The sequence below is a fragment of the Streptomyces sp. NPDC026246 genome (genome assembly GCF_055567995.1).
The window spans coordinates 535,942-553,067 of record NZ_JBVHPJ010000004.1 but is presented as its reverse complement, the minus strand read 5'-3'; the positions used below and the strand labels follow the sequence as shown (position 1 = coordinate 553,067).

General features: G+C 73.5%; 20 protein-coding genes. 13 read left to right on the top strand and 7 right to left on the bottom strand.

Annotated elements, in window-relative coordinates:
- Positions 1 to 2 precede the first annotated feature (2 nt).
- Positions 3 to 821, bottom strand: a complete 819-nt coding sequence (locus ACZ4M5_RS14500) for a PhzF family phenazine biosynthesis protein (protein ID WP_467736492.1) — start codon at positions 819 to 821, stop codon at positions 3 to 5.
- A gap of 174 nt (positions 822 to 995) precedes the next feature.
- Between ACZ4M5_RS14500 and ACZ4M5_RS14495 the strand changes: the two genes are divergently transcribed.
- The 4 genes from ACZ4M5_RS14495 to ACZ4M5_RS14480 all read left to right on the top strand — a co-directional run bounded on the left by ACZ4M5_RS14495 (position 996) and on the right by ACZ4M5_RS14480 (position 4,658).
- On the top strand, positions 996 to 1,622 hold the full coding sequence (locus ACZ4M5_RS14495) for a PadR family transcriptional regulator (protein ID WP_467736490.1): 627 nt from the start codon (positions 996 to 998) through the stop codon (positions 1,620 to 1,622).
- Between the two features lie 221 nt (positions 1,623 to 1,843).
- Positions 1,844 to 2,401, top strand: a complete 558-nt coding sequence (locus ACZ4M5_RS14490) for a peptidase (protein WP_467736488.1) — start codon at positions 1,844 to 1,846, stop codon at positions 2,399 to 2,401.
- Between the two features lie 76 nt (positions 2,402 to 2,477).
- A complete protein-coding gene (locus tag ACZ4M5_RS14485; protein WP_467736486.1) occupies positions 2,478 to 3,482 on the top strand; it encodes an EamA family transporter in 1,005 nt (334 codons plus the stop codon).
- Between the two features lie 222 nt (positions 3,483 to 3,704).
- Positions 3,705 to 4,658 carry a DMT family transporter gene (locus tag ACZ4M5_RS14480; RefSeq protein WP_467736484.1) on the top strand — a complete coding sequence of 318 codons (954 nt, stop codon included), beginning with the start codon at positions 3,705 to 3,707 and terminating at the stop codon, positions 4,656 to 4,658.
- A gap of 9 nt (positions 4,659 to 4,667) precedes the next feature.
- Here ACZ4M5_RS14480 and ACZ4M5_RS14475 read toward each other — a convergent pair whose 3' ends face one another.
- Both ACZ4M5_RS14475 and ACZ4M5_RS14470 read right to left on the bottom strand, forming a co-directional pair.
- Entirely contained in the window at positions 4,668 to 4,799 is a 132-nt protein-coding gene (locus ACZ4M5_RS14475) for a hypothetical protein (RefSeq protein ID WP_467736482.1), read from the bottom strand.
- Between the two features lie 170 nt (positions 4,800 to 4,969).
- A complete protein-coding gene (locus tag ACZ4M5_RS14470; protein ID WP_467736480.1) occupies positions 4,970 to 5,665 on the bottom strand; it encodes a pyridoxamine 5'-phosphate oxidase family protein in 696 nt (231 codons plus the stop codon).
- A gap of 23 nt (positions 5,666 to 5,688) precedes the next feature.
- Between ACZ4M5_RS14470 and ACZ4M5_RS14465 the strand changes: the two genes are divergently transcribed.
- Positions 5,689 to 7,020 (top strand): aminotransferase class I/II-fold pyridoxal phosphate-dependent enzyme, encoded by a 1,332-nt coding sequence (locus tag ACZ4M5_RS14465; protein ID WP_467736478.1) that lies wholly within the window; start codon positions 5,689 to 5,691, stop codon positions 7,018 to 7,020.
- Here ACZ4M5_RS14465 and ACZ4M5_RS14460 read toward each other — a convergent pair.
- Complete coding sequence (locus ACZ4M5_RS14460) at positions 7,011 to 7,958, bottom strand: DMT family transporter (protein WP_467736476.1); 948 nt, start codon at positions 7,956 to 7,958, stop codon at positions 7,011 to 7,013. The genes ACZ4M5_RS14465 and ACZ4M5_RS14460 overlap by 10 nt on opposite strands.
- A 75-nt stretch (positions 7,959 to 8,033) precedes the next feature.
- Here ACZ4M5_RS14460 and ACZ4M5_RS14455 point away from each other — a divergent pair, with 75 nt between their 5' ends.
- On the top strand, positions 8,034 to 8,951 hold the full coding sequence (locus ACZ4M5_RS14455) for a LysR family transcriptional regulator (protein ID WP_467736474.1): 918 nt from the start codon (positions 8,034 to 8,036) through the stop codon (positions 8,949 to 8,951).
- 170 nt (positions 8,952 to 9,121) lie between these two features.
- Here ACZ4M5_RS14455 and ACZ4M5_RS14450 read toward each other — a convergent pair whose 3' ends face one another.
- Positions 9,122 to 9,592, bottom strand: coding sequence for a pyridoxamine 5'-phosphate oxidase family protein (locus ACZ4M5_RS14450; protein ID WP_467736472.1), 471 nt, complete (start codon positions 9,590 to 9,592; stop codon positions 9,122 to 9,124).
- 179 nt (positions 9,593 to 9,771) lie between these two features.
- Positions 9,772 to 10,257 carry a Rieske (2Fe-2S) protein gene (locus ACZ4M5_RS14445; protein ID WP_467736470.1) on the bottom strand — a complete coding sequence of 162 codons (486 nt, stop codon included), beginning with the start codon at positions 10,255 to 10,257 and terminating at the stop codon, positions 9,772 to 9,774.
- 195 nt (positions 10,258 to 10,452) lie between these two features.
- On the opposite strand from ACZ4M5_RS14445, the gene ACZ4M5_RS14440 reads away from it, so the two are divergent.
- Together ACZ4M5_RS14440 and ACZ4M5_RS14435 are read left to right on the top strand one after the other, a co-directional pair.
- Positions 10,453 to 11,208: a HipA family kinase gene (locus ACZ4M5_RS14440; protein WP_467736468.1), complete on the top strand. Its 756-nt coding sequence runs from the start codon at positions 10,453 to 10,455 to the stop codon at positions 11,206 to 11,208.
- A complete protein-coding gene (locus ACZ4M5_RS14435; protein ID WP_467736466.1) occupies positions 11,205 to 11,618 on the top strand; it encodes a DUF3037 domain-containing protein in 414 nt (137 codons plus the stop codon). Before ACZ4M5_RS14440 ends, ACZ4M5_RS14435 begins: the two co-directional genes overlap by 4 nt.
- A 20-nt stretch (positions 11,619 to 11,638) precedes the next feature.
- Here ACZ4M5_RS14435 and ACZ4M5_RS14430 read toward each other — a convergent pair whose 3' ends face one another.
- Complete coding sequence (locus ACZ4M5_RS14430; protein WP_467736464.1) at positions 11,639 to 12,151, bottom strand: excalibur calcium-binding protein; 513 nt, start codon at positions 12,149 to 12,151, stop codon at positions 11,639 to 11,641.
- Positions 12,152 to 12,378: 227 nt separating this feature from the next.
- Between ACZ4M5_RS14430 and fabG the strand changes: the two genes are divergently transcribed.
- The 5 genes from fabG to ACZ4M5_RS14405 all read left to right on the top strand — a co-directional run bounded on the left by fabG (position 12,379) and on the right by ACZ4M5_RS14405 (position 17,123).
- Positions 12,379 to 13,140 (top strand): 3-oxoacyl-ACP reductase FabG, encoded by a 762-nt coding sequence (gene fabG, locus ACZ4M5_RS14425; protein ID WP_467736462.1) that lies wholly within the window; start codon positions 12,379 to 12,381, stop codon positions 13,138 to 13,140.
- A gap of 12 nt (positions 13,141 to 13,152) precedes the next feature.
- The gene (locus ACZ4M5_RS14420; RefSeq protein ID WP_467736460.1) at positions 13,153 to 13,911 is read left to right on the top strand and encodes an SDR family oxidoreductase; all 759 of its coding nucleotides are present in this window, start codon (positions 13,153 to 13,155) and stop codon (positions 13,909 to 13,911) included.
- Between the two features lie 221 nt (positions 13,912 to 14,132).
- Entirely contained in the window at positions 14,133 to 15,713 is a 1,581-nt protein-coding gene (locus ACZ4M5_RS14415) for an ABC transporter substrate-binding protein (protein WP_467736458.1), read from the top strand.
- A gap of 92 nt (positions 15,714 to 15,805) precedes the next feature.
- Entirely contained in the window at positions 15,806 to 16,489 is a 684-nt protein-coding gene (gene ung, locus ACZ4M5_RS14410; protein ID WP_467736456.1) for a uracil-DNA glycosylase, read from the top strand.
- Between the two features lie 124 nt (positions 16,490 to 16,613).
- The gene (locus ACZ4M5_RS14405; protein ID WP_467736454.1) at positions 16,614 to 17,123 is read left to right on the top strand and encodes a hypothetical protein; all 510 of its coding nucleotides are present in this window, start codon (positions 16,614 to 16,616) and stop codon (positions 17,121 to 17,123) included.
- Positions 17,124 to 17,126 lie beyond the last annotated feature (3 nt).

Below are 17,126 nucleotides of genomic sequence, written 5' to 3'. Positions count from 1 at the left end.
TCTCAGGCCAGCAGACGGCCGTCGAGGACCGTGACCGCACGGCCGGTGAGCAGGGTGCGCCCGTCGCGCAGTCGGGTGTGCACGCGGCCGCCGCGGGGTGAGGCCTGCAGGCCCGTGAGGCCGGGGCGGCCCAGGCGCCCGGACCAGAACGGGGCCAGTGCGGTGTGGGCGCTCCCCGTCACCGGGTCCTCGTCGATGCCGACGTTCGGGAAGAAGCAGCGCGAGACGAAGTCGTAGCCCCGGGACGGGTCCGCGGCCCGCGCCGTGGCGATGACGCCGCGCTCGGAGCAGGCGGCGAGGGCCCGCAGGTCGGGGACGAGGCCGCGGACCGTCTGCTCATCGGCGAGCTCGACCAGCAGGTCGCCGACGTCCGGGCCGGTGTCGAGGACGGTGAGCGGCTCGGCGCCCAGGGCCGTGGCGAGGCCGGCGGGCGGATCGGCGGGGGTGAGCGGCGCCGTCGGGAAGTCCATCGTCACGGAGCCGTCCGGCGCCGGCGCGGCCGCGAGCACGCCGCTGCGGGTGGCGAAGCGCACCGGGCCCTCGTGGGCGCCGGTGGTGTGCAGGACGTGGGCGGTGGCGAGGGTGGCGTGCCCGCACAGGGCGACCTCGGTGGCCGGGGTGAACCACCGCAGGGCCCAGTCGGCTCGTCCGCCCGGGGGGAGGGGGTGGGCGAAGGCCGTCTCGGCGTGGTTGACCTCCCGGGCGACGTCCTGGAGCCAGGTGTCGTCCGGGAAGGCGTCCGCGTCGGGCAGCAGCAGTACTCCGGCCGGGTTGCCGGAGAAGGGGCGGTCGGTGAAGGCGTCGACGATTCGGATCCGCATGTCCCGACGCTAGGTCCTGGGTGACGCCGCAGGCCAAGGCCAATCCGCGACGTGCGGACCGCTTCGGACGGGCACGCGTGCCCGGGCGCTGAGGAGACGGGCCTTGTCGGGCGAGCTGTTCCGATATATCGTTGAAGCATCGCGACAGATCAACGATGGAATGGAGTGGTGGCAATGCGTACCCACGGTTTCGAGCACGGACACGGACCCGGTGGACACCGGCACGGCCTCGGCGGCTTCGAGGGGCTGCGCGCGGCCTTCGGTCCCTTCGGCCCGGGAGGTCCCGGCTGGGGCGGGCCCGGCGGGCCGGGCTTCGGTCCCGGCCCCTGGGGCGGGCGCGGGCGCGGAGGGCCGAGGGGGCGGGCGCGGCGCGGTGACGTGCGGGCCTCGATCCTGGCCCTGCTGAAGGACCGGCCGATGCACGGCTACGAGATGATCCAGGAGATCGCCGAGCGCAGCGGCGGGGCGTGGAAGCCCAGCCCCGGCTCGGTCTACCCGACCCTTCAGCTGCTGGAGGACGAGGGCCTGATCGTCAGCGAGTCGGAGGGCGGCAAGAAGCTGTTCTCCCTCACCGAAGCGGGCCGGGAGGCCGCCGGCGAGGGGCCCGAGGCACCCTGGGAGGAGGCCTCCCGCGGGGTCGACTGGGAAGCGCTCGGCGAGATCCGCCAGGCCGGGTTCGGGCTGATGGAAGCCTTCGGGCAGGTCTGGAAGACCGGCAGCAAGGAGCAGCGGGAGAAGGCGCTCGGCGTCATCAACGAGGCGCGCAAGAAGCTGTACCTGATCCTCGCCGACGAGGACTGAGGCCGGTCTGCGGCAGGCGCCCCCGGAGGGATCCGGGGGCGCCTTGGCGTGTACCGGTGGGCCGGTCCCGCCGGCCGTCCGTCGTACCGGGAGGCGAGGGGAGCCCGTCTGATGTCCTCCGCAAGGAGGAGATTCCGCCCGGCCGCGTCCACTTCCCGTGGGACGCGGAGATGGTTCCCGCCGCCGATGACCCGGGCGGGCGGGGCTGATGGGGTGGGGGTGTGCAATCCCCGCGATCCCCGATCCCCCGGCAGTCGGCCCGGGAGCCCGAAGGTCAGCGCGCCGACAACGATGCCGGATTCGGTGCCGTGCTGGCCCCGGTGATCGGCGGCGCCCGCCGCCGGGCGGTCCGGGACGGGGACCAACAGGTCGACACGGCCCATCTGCTGCACTCCCTGCTGGAGTCCGACCCCGCCGTGCGTGCCGCCTTCGGCGACGGGCCGCGGATCGCACGGCTGCTCGGTTACCTCGTCCAGCGCAGCATCGGCTACGGACTGCGCTGGCAGGGCCGGGTCGAGGACTCGGGCGCCCTCCCCGCGGCACCCGGAGCGGCGGGCTTCTCGCCGCTCGCGTCCGCGTCGCTCGACGAGGCCCGGGAACGGGCCGCCGCGCGGGGCGAACAGGCCCGCGGCACCGACCTGCTCGCCGCGCTCCTGGCCGACCCCCAGGCGCGCGCGGTCGAGGTGGTCCGGTGGGCCGGGATCGACCCGCGCGAGGTGTGCCCCCTGATCGGGGACCGGCCCGGCGCCACGGAGGAGTGCGGCGAGACCGGCCCGTGAGCGGCCGCGCTCCGGTCGTCCACGGGTTGAGACAGGTGTCATAGGGGGTGACGCTCCTGTCGGCGCCTGTCATCATGTGCCGGTGCGTACGACTGACAGCAGCGCGAGCGGACGCGGCAGGGGGGTGGGGCTGAGCCTCGCGCTCGGCTCCGCGGTGGCCTTCGGCGGGTCCGGTGTCGCGGCCAAGCCGCTGATCGAGGCGGGCCTCGACCCGCTCCACGTGGTCTGGCTCCGGGTCGCCGGGGCGGCCCTGGTGATGCTGCCGCTCGCCGTGCGGCACCGGTCCCTGCTGCGCCGGCGCCCCGGGCTGCTCGCCGGGTTCGGCCTGCTGGCGGTGGCCGGTGTCCAGGCCTGCTACTTCGCGGCCCTGTCCCGGATCCCCGTCGGGGTCGCGCTGCTCATCGAGTACCTGGCGCCCGCGCTCGTGCTGGGCTGGGTGCGCTTCGTCCAGCGGCGGCCCGTGACCCGTGCCGCCGCCGTCGGTGTCGTCCTCGCGGTCGGCGGCCTCGCCTGCGTCGTCGAGGTGTGGTCGGGCCTGGGCTTCGACGCCCTGGGTCTGCTGCTCGCCCTCGGCGCCGCCTGCTGCCAGGTGGGCTACTTCGTCCTGTCCGACCAGGGCAGTGACGCCGGCGAGGAGACGCCCGACCCGCTCGGCGTCATCGCCTACGGGCTGCTGGTCGGCGCCGCCGTCCTGACCGTGGTCGCCCGTCCCTGGAGCATGGACTGGTCGGTGCTCACGGGCACCGCGCACATGGACGGCACGCCCGTCGCCGCGATCGCCTTGCTGGCGTGGATCGTCCTGGTCGCCACAGTCGTCGCGTACGTCACCGGCGTGATCTCCGTGCGGCGGCTCTCGCCGCAGGTCGCCGGGGTGGTGGCCTGCCTGGAGGCGGTCATCGCCACCGTCCTGGCCTGGGTGCTGCTGGGCGAGCACCTGTCCGCCCCGCAGATCGCCGGGGGTGTGATCGTGCTGGTGGGGGCGTTCATCGCGCAGTCGTCCACGCCCGCGAAGGGAGCGGAGCAGCCGGTGGCCAGGGGCGGTCCGGAAAGGGAATTGTCCCGGCGCGGGAGCAGCGCGTAGGGTCTCGATCATGCCGTCCGACGCACTCGTTCTCCCGCCTCCGGCCGCCTGAGGCGGGCCCTCCGGAAACCGCGCCCGGCGCTCTCGCCGACGCGCTGAAGGTGCTGCCCGCAGACGAAGTCCGCGGATCCCGCCGGTCCATCGACCCGGGGTCCCTTCCGAACTTCCGCGCACCGCCGCCTCCGCCGTGACGGCGTGCCGTGCGCTCTGCGGAGAGAACACGTGTCGAACACCGCTACCGGCCTGCCCGTGGGGCGAGGCCTCCTCTACCTGATCGTCGCCGGTGCCGCCTGGGGCACCGCGGGCGCGGCGGCCTCCCTGGTCTACCGGGCCAGTGACATGGGGCCCGTCGCCCTTTCCTTCTGGCGCTGCGCCGCCGGACTGGCCGTCCTCCTCGCCGTCCGCGCGCTGCGGCCACGCACCGAACCGGCGCCCGTCCGCGAGCCGCTCGGCCGTAGGGTCACGCGCTCCGGCGTCACGGGGCTCGGGCTCGCCGTCTTCCAGACGGCCTACTTCGCCGCCGTCTCCGCCACGGGCCTGGCCGTGGCCACCGTGGTCACCCTGGGCGCCGGGCCGGTGCTGATCGCGCTCGGCGCGCGGCTGACCCTGGCGGAACGGCTCGGCCGCGGCGGAACCGCCGCCGTCGCGGGCGCCCTCGCGGGCCTCGCGGTGCTGGTCCTGGGCGGTGGCGGTACGACCGTGCGCCCGTCAGGAGTGCTGCTGGCGCTGCTGTCGGCGGCCGGGTACAGCGCGATGACGCTGCTCACCCGCCGGTGGGGCCGCGAGGGCGGCGCCGACTCCTCCGGGACGACCGTCGGGGCGTTCGCCGTGACGAGCCTGTGCCTGCTGCCCTTCGCCGTGCTGGAGGGGCTGGTTCCGCACACCGACGCGCCGGGCCGGCTGCTGCTCCTGCTGGTGTACGTCGCCGCCGTGCCGACGGCCCTCGCCTACGGCCTGTACTTCGCGGGCGCGGCCGTCGTACGGTCCGCCACCGTGTCGGTGATCATGCTGCTGGAACCGGTGAGCGCCGCCGCGCTGGCCGTCCTGCTGCTCGGTGAGCACCTCACGGGCGCCACGGTGGCCGGGACCCTGCTGATGCTCGGATCGGTCACCGGTCTCGCGGTCGCGGAGGCGCGGGGCGCACGCCCGGAGAGGGAGCCCGTGCCGCTCGGCTGAGCCGCGAGCTCAGGTCTCCCGTCCGCGCAGGAAATGCTCCCGCGCCCGGGCGTCACCCGGGCCGCCGCGGGCCGCGAGGCCCGCGGCGATCCGCTCCCGCACCTCGGCCGGCTCGCGGGCCGCGAACTTGCAACTCGGCACGCGCGTCGGTCACTTCGAGGCGCAGGGCGCGGATCCCTGCGCCGAGACGCCCCGAGGTTGGACAGTGGTCGACCGCAGGGTCGGGCAGTACCGCCTGCTGCGCCGGGGGCCGTCCACGGCAGGGCGCGGCAGCGGAGCCGGGAGCGCATGGCCCGGGGGTGGACTCGGCGTCACAGGGACCGCAGGTAGCCGGGCAGCGCGGTGCCGGGGGCGAGGTCCGGGTCGGGGAGCGGGGTGCCGTAAGCCGTGCGTACCGGGACGACACCGGCCCAGTGGGGGAGGGCCAGGTCCTCCGGCTCGTCGTTCACACCGCCGGTGCGGAGCTTGGCGGAGACCTCGTCGAGGTCGAGGCGGATCACCGCCGTGGCGGCCAGCTCCTTCTTGTTCGCCGGGCGGGAGTCGGCGGAGCGCCCGGCGACGACGTGGTCGACCAGGGCGTCCAGCGCCTCGCGCCTCTCCTGCGGGTCCGTCACGTCGTACGCGACGCCGTGCACCACCACCGAGCGGTAGTTGATCGAGTGGTGGAAGGCCGAGCGTGCCAGGACCAGACCGTCGACGTGGGTGACGGTCAGGCACACCGGCAGCCCCGGGTCCGCCTGGCCGGCCGCCCGCAGCGGGCGCGAACCCGTGGAGCCGTGCACGTAGAGCCGCTCGCCGACCCGGGCGTACAGCGTCGGCAGGACGACCGGCGCGCCGTCCCGGACGAAGCCCAGGTGACAGACGTAGGCCTCGTCGAGTATCGCGTGCACCAGATCCTTGTCGTAGGAGGCCCGTTCCGCGGAGCGCGTCGGGACGGTGCGGTCGGTCCGGGTGTAGGCGGTGTCGGTCGGCGGCGTCTGCGCGGGCCCCTGCATGGCGCTCTCCATTGTACTAGTGCATAATCAAGTTTGTGCTAGGAGAGTATCGGATCAGCGGGCGGCGCGCAGCGGACATCTCGGCGAGCATCGAGCGGGCCGTGGGCGACGGAGAACTGCAACCGGGTGAACTGCTGCCTCCGATGCGGGAGTTGGCGCAGCAGCTCGGAGTGAACCCGAACACGGTCGCGGCCGCGTACCGGACCCTGCGGGAGCGCGGGGTCATCGAGACCGCGGGCCGGCGCGGCAGCCGGGTGCGTCCCGTGCCGGCCACGACCGGCCGGGACCACATCCGGGTCGAGGTTCCCGACGGGGTGCGGGACGTGGCCGGCGGCAACCCGGATCCGGCGCTGCTGCCGCCGCTCGCGGGCGCCTTCGCGGCGGCGGCCGCCCAGGGCGACCGGACGCCCGTGCTGTACGACGACGATCCGGTGGACCCCGCCCTGGCCCGTGCCACGCGCGCCGGGCTCGACGCCGACGGCGTGCCGGACGGGCCGCTCGCCGTGGTCTCCGGTGCGCTCGACGGAGTGGAGCGGGTGCTGGCGGCGCACCTCAAGCCGGGTGACACGGTCGCCGTCGAGGACCCGGGCTGGGGGCGCATCTTCGACCTCGTCCCGGCCCTGGGCCTGCGCACCGTCCCCGTCGGGGTCGACGACGACGGGCCGCGGCCCGAGGCCGTGCGCCGGGCCCTCGCGGCGGGGGCACGCGCCCTGATCGTCACCGACCGGGCGCAGAACCCCACCGGTGCCGCGGTGGGCGCCGCACGGGCGCGTGCCCTGCGGGCGGTCCTGCGCGAATACCCGGAGCTGCTGCTGATCGAGGACGACCACGGCCACGGCATCGTCGACCTGCCCCTGCACCCGCTGGCCGGCGCCACCCGGCACTGGGCGTTCATCCGCTCGGCCGCCAAGGCCTTCGGGCCGGACCTGCGGCTCGCCCTGCTCACCGGGGACAGGGTGACCCTCGACCGGGTCCGCGGCCGGCAGCAGCTCGGACCGGGCTGGGTGAGCCTGCTGACGCAGCGGGCCCTGGTGCGGCTGTGGGCCGACGGCGCCGTGGACACGGCCGGGGTGGCGGCGGCGTACGGGCAGCGGCGGGACGCGCTGATCGCGGCGCTCGCGCGGCGCGGTGTCGCGGCGCACGGCCGCAGCGGCATGAACGTGTGGGTGCCCGTGCCGGACGAGACCGGGGCCGTCGCCCGGCTGCTGCACGCCGGCTGGGCCGTGTCCCCCGGCGCCCGCTTCCGGCTGAGCGCTCCGCCGGGGATCCGCATCACCGTCTCGACGCTCACCGAGGACGACACGCAGACCCTCGCCGACGCCGTCGCCTCCGCGCTCCGCCCCGCCCCGGCGCGCGGCTACGTCTGAGGCCGGGGCCGGGGCCGCACCTGCGTGAGGGCCGCCCCCACCAGCACGATCACCGCACCGACCGGCGTGGACCACCTCAGGGACTCGCCCAGCACGGCGACACCGGCGGCCGTTGCGATGACCGGGATGAAGTACGTGACCATCTGCGCGGTCGTCGGGCCGACCTCGGCGACCAGGCCGTACTGCAGCAGCACGGCCAGACCCGTGCCCAGGGCGCCCAGGGCGGCGACCGCCAGCAGCGGCACGACGGGCAGGCCGGTGGGCAGGGTCGTGAACAGCGGCGTCACGACGGCCAGCTGGACCGTGGCCAGGAGCAGCTGGGCCCCGGTCATCGACAGGTGTGAGTGGCCCGTGCCCGCCAGGGTGCGCCGGACGTAGATCCAGCCCACCGGGTAGCTGAGGGAACCGAGCAGGGCCAGTGCCGTGCCGGTGGCGTCCAGGCCGTGGAAGCCCTGCCACGCGCCCAGCACGGTCAGCACGCCCAGGAACCCGAGGCCGAGCCCCGCCACCCGGATCCGGGTCGGGCGGTCCTCCGACAGGGCGACCAGCGACAGCGCCATGCCCCACAGCGGCGAGGTCGCGTTGCAGATGCCCGCCAGGGTCGACGGGATGGTCAGCTCGGCGTACGCGAACAGGGAGAACGGCAGGGCGTTCAGCAGGAACGCGGCGACCGCCAGATGCGCCCAGGTGCGCGCGCCGCGCGGCAGCCGCTCGCGTCGCACCGCCATCGCCGCGGCCAGCACCGCCGTACCGAACACCAGCCGTCCGAGGGTCACCTGGAACGGGGCGAACCCGCCGGTGCCCACCTTGATGAGCAGGAAGCTGAAGCCCCAGATCAAGGACAGGGCGGCGAAGCGCAGTCGCCAGTCGAGGCGGGGCCGGGAGGGCAGGGGGGACGGGGTCGCGGCGACCCGGCCGGTGGTGGTCACGGTGCTCATGACCGTCACCTTGCGACAGAACGTCCTCGTAGCACAAGCGAGAATTCGCACGCGATATTGCGTAGTATCCCTTACATGTTGAACCTGGAGCGCCTGCGGACCCTCGACGCCCTCGCCCGTCACGGCTCGGTCAGCGCCGCCGCCGAAGGGCTGCACATCACGACATCCGCCGTCTCGCAGCAGATGTCCAAACTGGAGCGGGAGGTCGGCCAGCAGCTGCTCGCCAAGAACGGCAGGGGCGTGCGGCTCACCGACGCGGGCCGGCTGCTCGCCGAGCACGCCGCGCGCATCCTGTCCCAGGTCGAACTCGCCCAGTCCGATCTGGAGGCACAGCGCGGGCAGGTCGTGGGCGAGCTGAGGCTGGCCGCGTTCCCGACGGCCGCGCGCGGACTGTTCCCGCACGCCCTGTCCGCGCTGCGCGAGCAGCACCCCGCGCTGCGGCTGCGCTCGAACGAGCTGGAACCGGAGCAGGGCATCGCCGGGGTGGTGCGCGGCGACCTCGACCTCGCCGTGGTCCTCGACTGGTACAACAAGCCGATGGCGCTGCCCGACGGACTGGTCAAGGCGTCGATCCTGGACGACCCGGCCGAGGTCGCCATGCCCGCGGCCCACCCGCTCGCCGGGCGTACGGAGGCGGACCTCGCCGAGTTCGCCGACGACGAGTGGATCACCTGGGGCGAGGGCGAGTTCTGCCACGAGTGGCTGATGTTCACGCTCCGCTCCAAGGGCGTCGAGCCGATCGTCGGCCACCGCGCCGCCGAGCACCACACCCAGCTCGCCCTGGTCGCCGCCGGTCTCGGCGTGTGCATCGCCCCCCTGCTGGGCCGCCACCCCGTGCCCGACGGGGTCGTCACCGTCCCCCTCAAGCAGCGCGTGCGGCGGCACGTGTACGTCGTCTGGCGCGCGGACGCCGACCGCCGCCCGTCGATCCGGGCGGCGGTCTCGGCGCTGCGCGCGGCGGGGGAGGACGTCGGCCGGCCGGCCCGGCGCTAGGGGTGGCCGCCAAGTCCTCCCCGCCCCGCGGGGCCGGGCACGTCTCCCGCCGCACCGGGCGCACACCCGAGCGGGGCCGGCGCGCGGGCGCTCGCCCGGCACGCCGAGGGCACGCACCGGACGCCGCAGAGCCCGCCCTCCGGCCAACGACGCGACGTTGCGGACACCCCCTAGTGCGCGCCGAGCTTGCGGAAGTCCCAGGACACGATCTTGGCCGGTGTCAGCCGCAGCCAGGCGTGCCGCCCGTCGTGCGGCATCTCCTCCAGCCCGAAGTTCTTCCGCGCGAACAGCGTCTCGGGGACGTCGAGTTCGGCGCACAGCTCACCCGTGCGCGGGATCTCGCCCACGTACTCGACCGTGCCCGAGAGCTCGGCCCCGCGCAGTTCGTCGTACTCCTCGCCCGTGTCGACCACGATCGCCACGCGCGGATCGCGGCGCAGATCCGCCCACCGCTTGCTGCGCACCACCGAGTACAGCCAGATCGACGTGCCGTCCCAGGCGAACCACAGCGTGCTCACGTGCGGAGCGCCGTCCGCCGACACCGTGGCGACCCGGCAGGTGCGCTGTGCGGTGAGGAACGCGTCCAGCTCGCCCGGCGTCATCATGATCTTCCGGCCCCGGCGCTGCTGTGTGGCGGTCATGCTCCCCCTCTTTCTCCCGCGTCGTGGCAGAGGTGATCCTCTGCCATCACGTCGGAGAAGGATGGGTGCCGGCTCGTCCGGGGGCAAGGGACGCCGGGGCGCGGCGGATCGTCGCGGGAACGCCGAGTGCGGGCGCTCCCGCGACGGGGCCCGCCGGGCCGGTGGGAAGCCGGGCGGGCTCAGGCCAGCGTGATCGAGTCGCCGTCCACGGTGACCTTCCTGGCCTCCAGCGGCTCGACCGCCGGGCCCTTCTTCACGCTGCCGTCCAGGACCGAGAACCGACTGCCGTGGCAGGTGCAGGAGATGGTGTCGCCCTCGAGATCCACCATCGGGCAGTTGCGGTGGGTGCAGATCGTCGAGAACGCCTTGTAGTCGCCCGCCGCCGGCTGGGACACCACGACCTTCTCGTCCTTGAAGATCTTGCCGCCGCCCTCGGGGATGTCGGCGGTCTTCGCCAGTGCCGTGCCGCCTCCCGCCCCGGCCGACGCGCCGCCGCCCTCGCTCGTCGCGCCGCCGTCCGCCGCGCCCTGTCCGGTCGACGAACCGGACGCCTTGTCGTCCGAGCCGCACGCCGTCAGCGCCACGGCGAGCCCCGCCGCGCCGGCCGCCGCCACGACGGCACGGCGGTTCGGGCCCGGCACCGGCTGAACTGATTCGCTGGTCATGCTGACGTTCCTTCCGGGTTGCGTGATCTGCGCAGAGGTACGGCCCTCGGGGACCGGCTGTTCAGAGACCACCGAAATCCTGACCCGTGGGCGGCAGGACCGGGATAAAGGGGAGCTGTCGGTTCGCTGTCGGGTTCCGGCCCCGCACCGCGAGGCCGCCGCCGCTGCCCGCTCCCGCCTCAGTAACCTGGGGCGATGCTCAAGGAAGTGATCGCGACCCGGTTCATCGCGCCCCTGCGCGAGGGCGGTTCGCTGCCGGGCCTGGTCGAGGCCGACGACCTCGGCCGTTACGTGCTGAAGTTCACCGGCGCGGGACAGGGGCGCAAGACGCTCGTCGCGGAAGTCGTCTGCGGGGAGCTGGCGCGACGGCTGGGCCTGCGGGTCCCGCGCCTGGTCACCGTCGACCTCGACGCGGACCTGGGGCTGGGGGAACCCGACCAGGAGGTGCAGAGCCTGCTCAGGTCCAGCGGCGGCACCAATCTCGGCATGGACTTCCTGTCCGGCGCGCTCGGCTTCGACCCGCTGGCGTTCCGCGTGGACCCGCGCGAGGCCGGGCGCGTCGTCTGGTTCGACGCGCTCGTCAACAACGTCGACCGGTCCTGGCGCAACCCCAACCTGCTGATGTGGCACGGCGAACTGTGGCTCGTCGACCACGGCGCGACCCTGATCTGGCACCACAACTGGCCCGGCGTGGAAGCCTCCGCGGCCCGCCCGTACGACGCCTCCGACCACGCGCTCGCGCCGTTCGCCCCGGATGTCGCCGCCGCCTCCGCCGAGTTGGCGCCGCAGGTCACGGAGGAGCTGCTCGCCGAGGTCACCGCGCAGATCCCCGGGGCCTGGCTCGCCGACGAGCCCGGCTTCGGCACACCGGACGAGCTGCGGCAGGCCTACGCGCGGCCGCTGCTGGCCCGGGCCGCCGTCATCCACGACCGCATCCAGGGGCTCACGTGAACGACCGGCACATCATCAGGGGCGGCCCGCGCGACCGCCAGGTCTACGAATACGCCCTGCTGCGCGTCGTCCCGCGGGTCGAACGCGGCGAGTGCATCAACGCGGGCGTCCTCGTCTACTGCCGCGCGGCGGCCTATGTGGGCGCGCTCACCCACCTCGACGAGGCGCGCCTGCTGGCTCTCGACCCCGAGGCGGACGTCGCCGGTGTCCGCGCGGCCCTCGGAGCTGTCGAGGGCGTCTGCACCGGCGGTGCCGCGGCCGGCCAGGCCGCGGCCGACGACCCCGGCCGCCGCTTCCGCTGGCTGGTCGCCCCCCGCTCGACGATCGTCCAGCCGGGCCCGGTGCACACGGGCCTGACCCGGGACCCGGCGGCGGAACTCGCGCGGCTGCTGGACCTGCTGGTGAAGTGACGGCCGACCGGGGCCCCAGGTCAGGCCCGCCGGCGCCGCAGCAGGTACCCGGCCACGAGCGTGGCGCCGCCGGCGAAGGCCAGGCCGACACCGATCTCCCAGCCGCTCGGACCGTCGGTCGCGGTGCCCCCGAGCCCGCCGCGCACGCCCTGCGACGGCGCTGCGGTGGCGGTGGCGGTGGGGGTGACCGGCCCGGTGGTCACCGGTGACGGGGTGACCGGCCGGGAGGTGGCCGGTGACGGGCGGGCAGGCCGGGAGGTGGCCGGCGCGGGGGTGGCCGGCGGGGTGACGGGGTCGATGATGCCCGTCCCGCCCCGGCGCGGCAGCGCCTCGCACGCGATGCCGTCGTCGGGGCCCTGGTCCTCGTCGAGCCGGTTCGGGTCGCTGCGGTCGGCGTCGAAGACGGCCTGCGCGTCCTCCTGGAAGACGAAGTCCCGGCAGTCCCGGTCGGTCTGGGCGTGCGCGGGGACGGCGGGTGACGCGATCGCGGCGATCGCCAGCAGCGTGCCGAGAACACCGGTGCGACGGCGCATGAGGCGTCTCCTTTCGGGCCGCGGACGGACCCTTCGACGCTATGGGCGACCAGCGGGAGCGGCTCGTGGCCCTGGGCCGATCGGGTGTTTGCGCACCCGCCGCCGACGTGCGGGCCACGGGGGATGGCTCACATGGCCGGTCCGGCCGTTGACACCGCGTGCCAGGGCTTCTAGCGTCACATCCACTGAAGGTACTAAGCGGTCGCTCACCTGAGGAGAAACCAGTCATGTCCACCACTGAGCAGCGGGTCGCCGTCGTCACCGGTGCAGCGCGCGGGATCGGTGCCGCCACCGCCGTACGACTGGCAGCCGAGGGGCACGCGGTCGCCGTGCTCGACCTCGACGAGGCCGCCTGCAAGGACACCGTCGAGAAGATCACCGCCGCCGGGGGCAAGGCCGTCGCGATCGGCTGTGACGTCTCCGACGAGACCCAGGTCGAGGCCGCCGTCGCCCGGATCGCCGAGGAGCTCGGCGCGCCGACGATCCTCGTCAACAACGCGGGCGTGCTGCGCGACAACCTGCTGTTCAAGATGAGCGTCTCCGACTGGGACACCGTCATGAACGTGCACCTGCGCGGCGCCTTCCTGATGTCCAAGGCGTGCCAGAAGCACATGGTGGACGCGGGCTTCGGCCGCATCGTCAACCTGTCGTCGTCCTCGGCGCTGGGCAACCGCGGCCAGGTGAACTACTCGGCGGCCAAGGCGGGCCTCCAGGGCTTCACCAAGACCCTCGCCAAGGAGCTCGGCAAGTTCGGCGTCACCGCCAACGCCGTCGCCCCCGGCTTCATCGCCACCGAGATGACCAAGGCCACCGCCGAGCGGGTCGGCATGGGCTTCGAGGACTTCAAGGCGGCCGCCGCCACCCAGATCCCGGTGGCCCGCGTCGGTGAGCCGGAGGACATCGCCAACGCCATCGCCTTCTTCACGGGCGAGGCCGCCGGGTTCGTCTCCGGTCAGGTGCTGTACGTGGCCGGCGGGCCGCTCGACTAAAGGACCGAGAACATGACTTCCACGGAACTCTCCGGCAAGGTCGCCCTCGTCACGGGCGCCAGCCGCGGCATCGGCTACGGCGTCGCCGAGGCCCTGGTCGCCCGCGGCGACCGCGTCTGCATCACGGGCCGCAACGAGGACGCCCTGAAGGAGGCCGTCGAGCAGCTCGGCGCCGACCGCGCGATCTACGTCGCCGGCAAGGCGCACGACGAGGCCCACCAGGCCGTCGCCGTCGACCGCACGATGGAGGCCTTCGGCCGGGTCGACTTCCTCGTCAACAACGCCGGGACCAACCCGGTGTTCGGCCCGATCGCCGACCTGGACCTGAACGTCGCCCGCAAGGTCTTCGAGACCAACGTGGTCTCCGCCCTCGGCTTCGCCCAGCGGACCTGGCACGCCTGGCAGAAGGACAACGGCGGCGCGATCGTCAACATCGCCTCCGTCGCGGGCCTTTCGCCCTCCCCCTTCATCGGCGCGTACGGCGTCAGCAAGGCGGCGATGATCAACCTGACGGTGCAGCTGGCGCACGAGTTCGCCCCCGGGGTGCGGGTCAACGCCATCGCTCCGGCCGTCGTGAAGACCAAGTTCGCCCAGGCCCTGTACGAGGGGCGCGAGGAGGAGGCCGCTGCGGCCTACCCGCTCGGGCGGCTCGGCGTGCCCTCCGACATCGGAGGCGCCGCGGCGTTCCTCACCTCCGAGCAGTCCGACTGGGTCACCGGCCAGACGCTCGTGGTGGACGGCGGCATCTTCCTCAACGCCGGCACCGGCTGATCCGGCGCCACCCGCGGTCCGGCACGGGCGCTCCTCCACCGCGGGGGGCGCCCGTGCCGATGTGCGGGGGACGTGAACCGGCCGTGGAACATACGCAAAACGGACTGACAACGTCGTCATAGGTTTACCGATCAAGAAGCAGCGTTCCGGGGAGGGTCAGCGGGCGCGGCACTGCGGTATGGTCTGCCGACCCTTGGTATGGCAGATCGAGGAGCGTGCGCGTGTTCAACCGGAACCGATGCCTGCGGCGGGTGGCGGCCATCGCGTCCATATCGTCCCTGGTCACCGGGTGCGGGGTGCTGTCGTCCGACGCACCGGAGGACGAAGGACCCATCGTCGTGGGCACCACCAGCGCCCCCAGCACGCTCGATCCCGCTGCGTCCTGGGACAGTTCCTGGGAGCTGTTCCGCAACATCTACCAGACGCTGCTGAGCTACCCCACCGGCGCGACCGAGCCCCAGCCGGACGCCGCCGAGCAGTGCGGGTTCAGCGACTCCTCGAACCAGGTCTACCGCTGCGAACTGCGCGAGGGCCTGACGTTCTCCAACGGGGACACCCTGGACGCGCAGGCCGTCAAGTACTCCTTCGACCGCATCCGCCGGATCAACGTCAACGGCGGTCCGGCCGGTCTGCTGGGCAGCCTCGAACGGGTCCAGGCGCCCAACGACCGCGAGGTGATCTTCCACCTCAACAAGCCCGACGCGACCTTCCCGTTCGTGCTCGCCACCCCGGCCATGTCGATCGTCTCGCCGAAGGCCTACCCGCAGAACAGCCTGCGCAAGAGCGACGACGTCGTCGGTTCCGGGCCGTACACCCTGGACTCGTACGACGAGGGCCAGGAGGCCGTCCTCGCCCGCAACGACTCCTACAAGGGCTTCGCGGAGCGCCGCAACAACGCCGTGACCGTCCGCTATTTCCAGGACTCCGGCACCATGGTCAAGGCCCTGCGGGACAAGAAGATCGACGTGACTTACCGCGGTCTGGCCGCCGGTGACGTCGTCGACCTGCAGAGCGCCAAGGAACAGGAGATCCAGCTCGTCGAGGGCACCGGCACGGACATCAACTACCTGGTGTTCAACCCGAAGGACCCCTGGGCCGAGAAGAAGGCCGTGCGCCAGGCCATCGCCCAGGTCGTCGACCGCGCGGCGATCGCGCACAAGGTCTACAAGGACACCGTCGACCCGCTGTACTCGATGGTCCCCAAGGGCCTCGCCGGTCACACCACGGGCTTCTTCGACGACTACGGCGACCCCGACGTCGCCAAGGCCCGCAAGATCCTCGGCGAGGCGGGCATCAACCAGCGCGTCCCCCTCACCCTCTGGTACACCAGCGACCGTTACGGCTCCGAGACCGCCGCCGAGTTCAAGGAGCTCAAGCAACAGCTCGACGGCTCCGGCCTGTTCACGATCACCCTCAAGAGCCGTCCCTGGAAGACCTACGTCGAGGGCTACCAGAAGGGCGAGTACCCGGTGTTCGGCCGCGGCTGGTTCCCCGACTTCCCGGACGCCGAGAACTTCATCGCGCCGTTCGTCGGTGAGCAGAACGCCCTCGGCACGCCCTATCCGGCGCCCGAGATCACCGGTGACCTGCTGCCCCGCTCGCGCCGCGAGAGCGACCGCGCGAACGTGGTGAAGGAGTTCGAGGAGGCCCAGCAGATCCTCGTCGACGACGCACGGCTGCTGCCGCTGTGGCAGGGCCGGCAGTACGTGGCGGCCAGCCGGGACATCTCGGGCGCGGAGCGGGCCCTGGACCCGTCGACGATCATGACGATGTGGGAGCTGCACCGCAAGACCGCCTGGTGATCACCCCGGCCCGGCTCCCTCGGGGGGCGTTGTCAGTGGTCGCCGGTAGGTTCTGGAAGCGGCAAGTGACCGCACATCGATAGGACGTTGACGTGACCGACATCGCCATGCTGCCCGAGTCCTGGCGCGGGGTTCTGGGCGACGAACTGCAGCAGCCCTACTTCAAGGAGCTGACGGAGTTCGTCGAGGAGGAGCGGGCGAAGGGCCCCGTCTACCCGCCCCGCGAAGAGGTCTTCGCGGCGCTGGACGCCACGCCGTACGAGGAGGTCAAGGTCCTGGTCCTCGGCCAGGACCCCTACCACGGCGAGGGCCAGGGGCACGGGCTGTGCTTCTCGGTCCGGCCCGGGGTGCGGACTCCGCCGTCCCTGCGCAACATCTACAAGGAGATGCACCAGGAGCTGGGCACTCCGATCCCGGACAACGGCTATCTGATGCCGTGGGCGCGGCAGGGTGTGCTGCTGCTCAACGCGGTGCTCACGGTCCGCGCCGGCGAGGCCAACTCGCACAAGGGCCGGGGCTGGGAGCGGTTCACGGACGCGGTGATCCGCGCGGTGGCCGAGCGTCCCGACCCGGCGGTGTTCGTGCTGTGGGGCAACTACGCGCAGAAGAAGCTGCCCCTGATCGACGAGTCCCGGCACGTGGTGGTCAAGGGGGCGCATCCCTCGCCCCTGTCGGCGAAGAAGTTCTTCGGCTCGCGCCCCTTCACGCAGATCAACGAAGCGGTCGCCGCCCAGGGGCACCCGCCGATCGACTGGACGATCCCCGACCTGGGCTGAGTGCACCGCGCGCAACGGGGCTCGTGGGGGAAGCGCCCCGGTGCGTCCGGAGCCGCCTGAGCCGCTTCGCGCCGGCCTGCGGTTAGCGTCGGCGGGAACAGCCGGCGAGTGCGCGGAGGGTGCCGTGGCGGAACGACAGGGACGGACGGTGCCGGACGCCGTGCCGACCCGGATCGGACAGGCCGTCATGCTGCACCACGCGGGCGACCGGGAGGAGGCGCGGCACCGGTTCCTGGACCTGTGGGCGGAGATCGGCCTGCACGGGGACCCGCTGCACCGCTGCACCCTCGCCCACTACCTGGCCGACACGCAGGACGACCCGGCCGACGAACTCGCGTGGGACCTGCGAGCGTTGTCGGCCGCGCAGGAGGTCGTCGACGGGCCGTCCTCCCGGTCGGACGGCCTCGCGGTGCGCGCCTTCCGTCCGTCCCTGCACCTCAACCTGGCCGACGACTACCTCGGACTCGGCCGGCACGACGCCGCCCGCGTCCACCTGGCTCGCGCCAGGGAAGCGGCGCTCGCCCTCGCGGACGACCGGCACGGCGACGGAGTATGGGCGGCCATCGCCCGGCTGGAGCGGCGGCTGGGCGAGGGCGGCCCGGGCAGCCGGACACCGCCGAGACAGCGGCCCTAGACG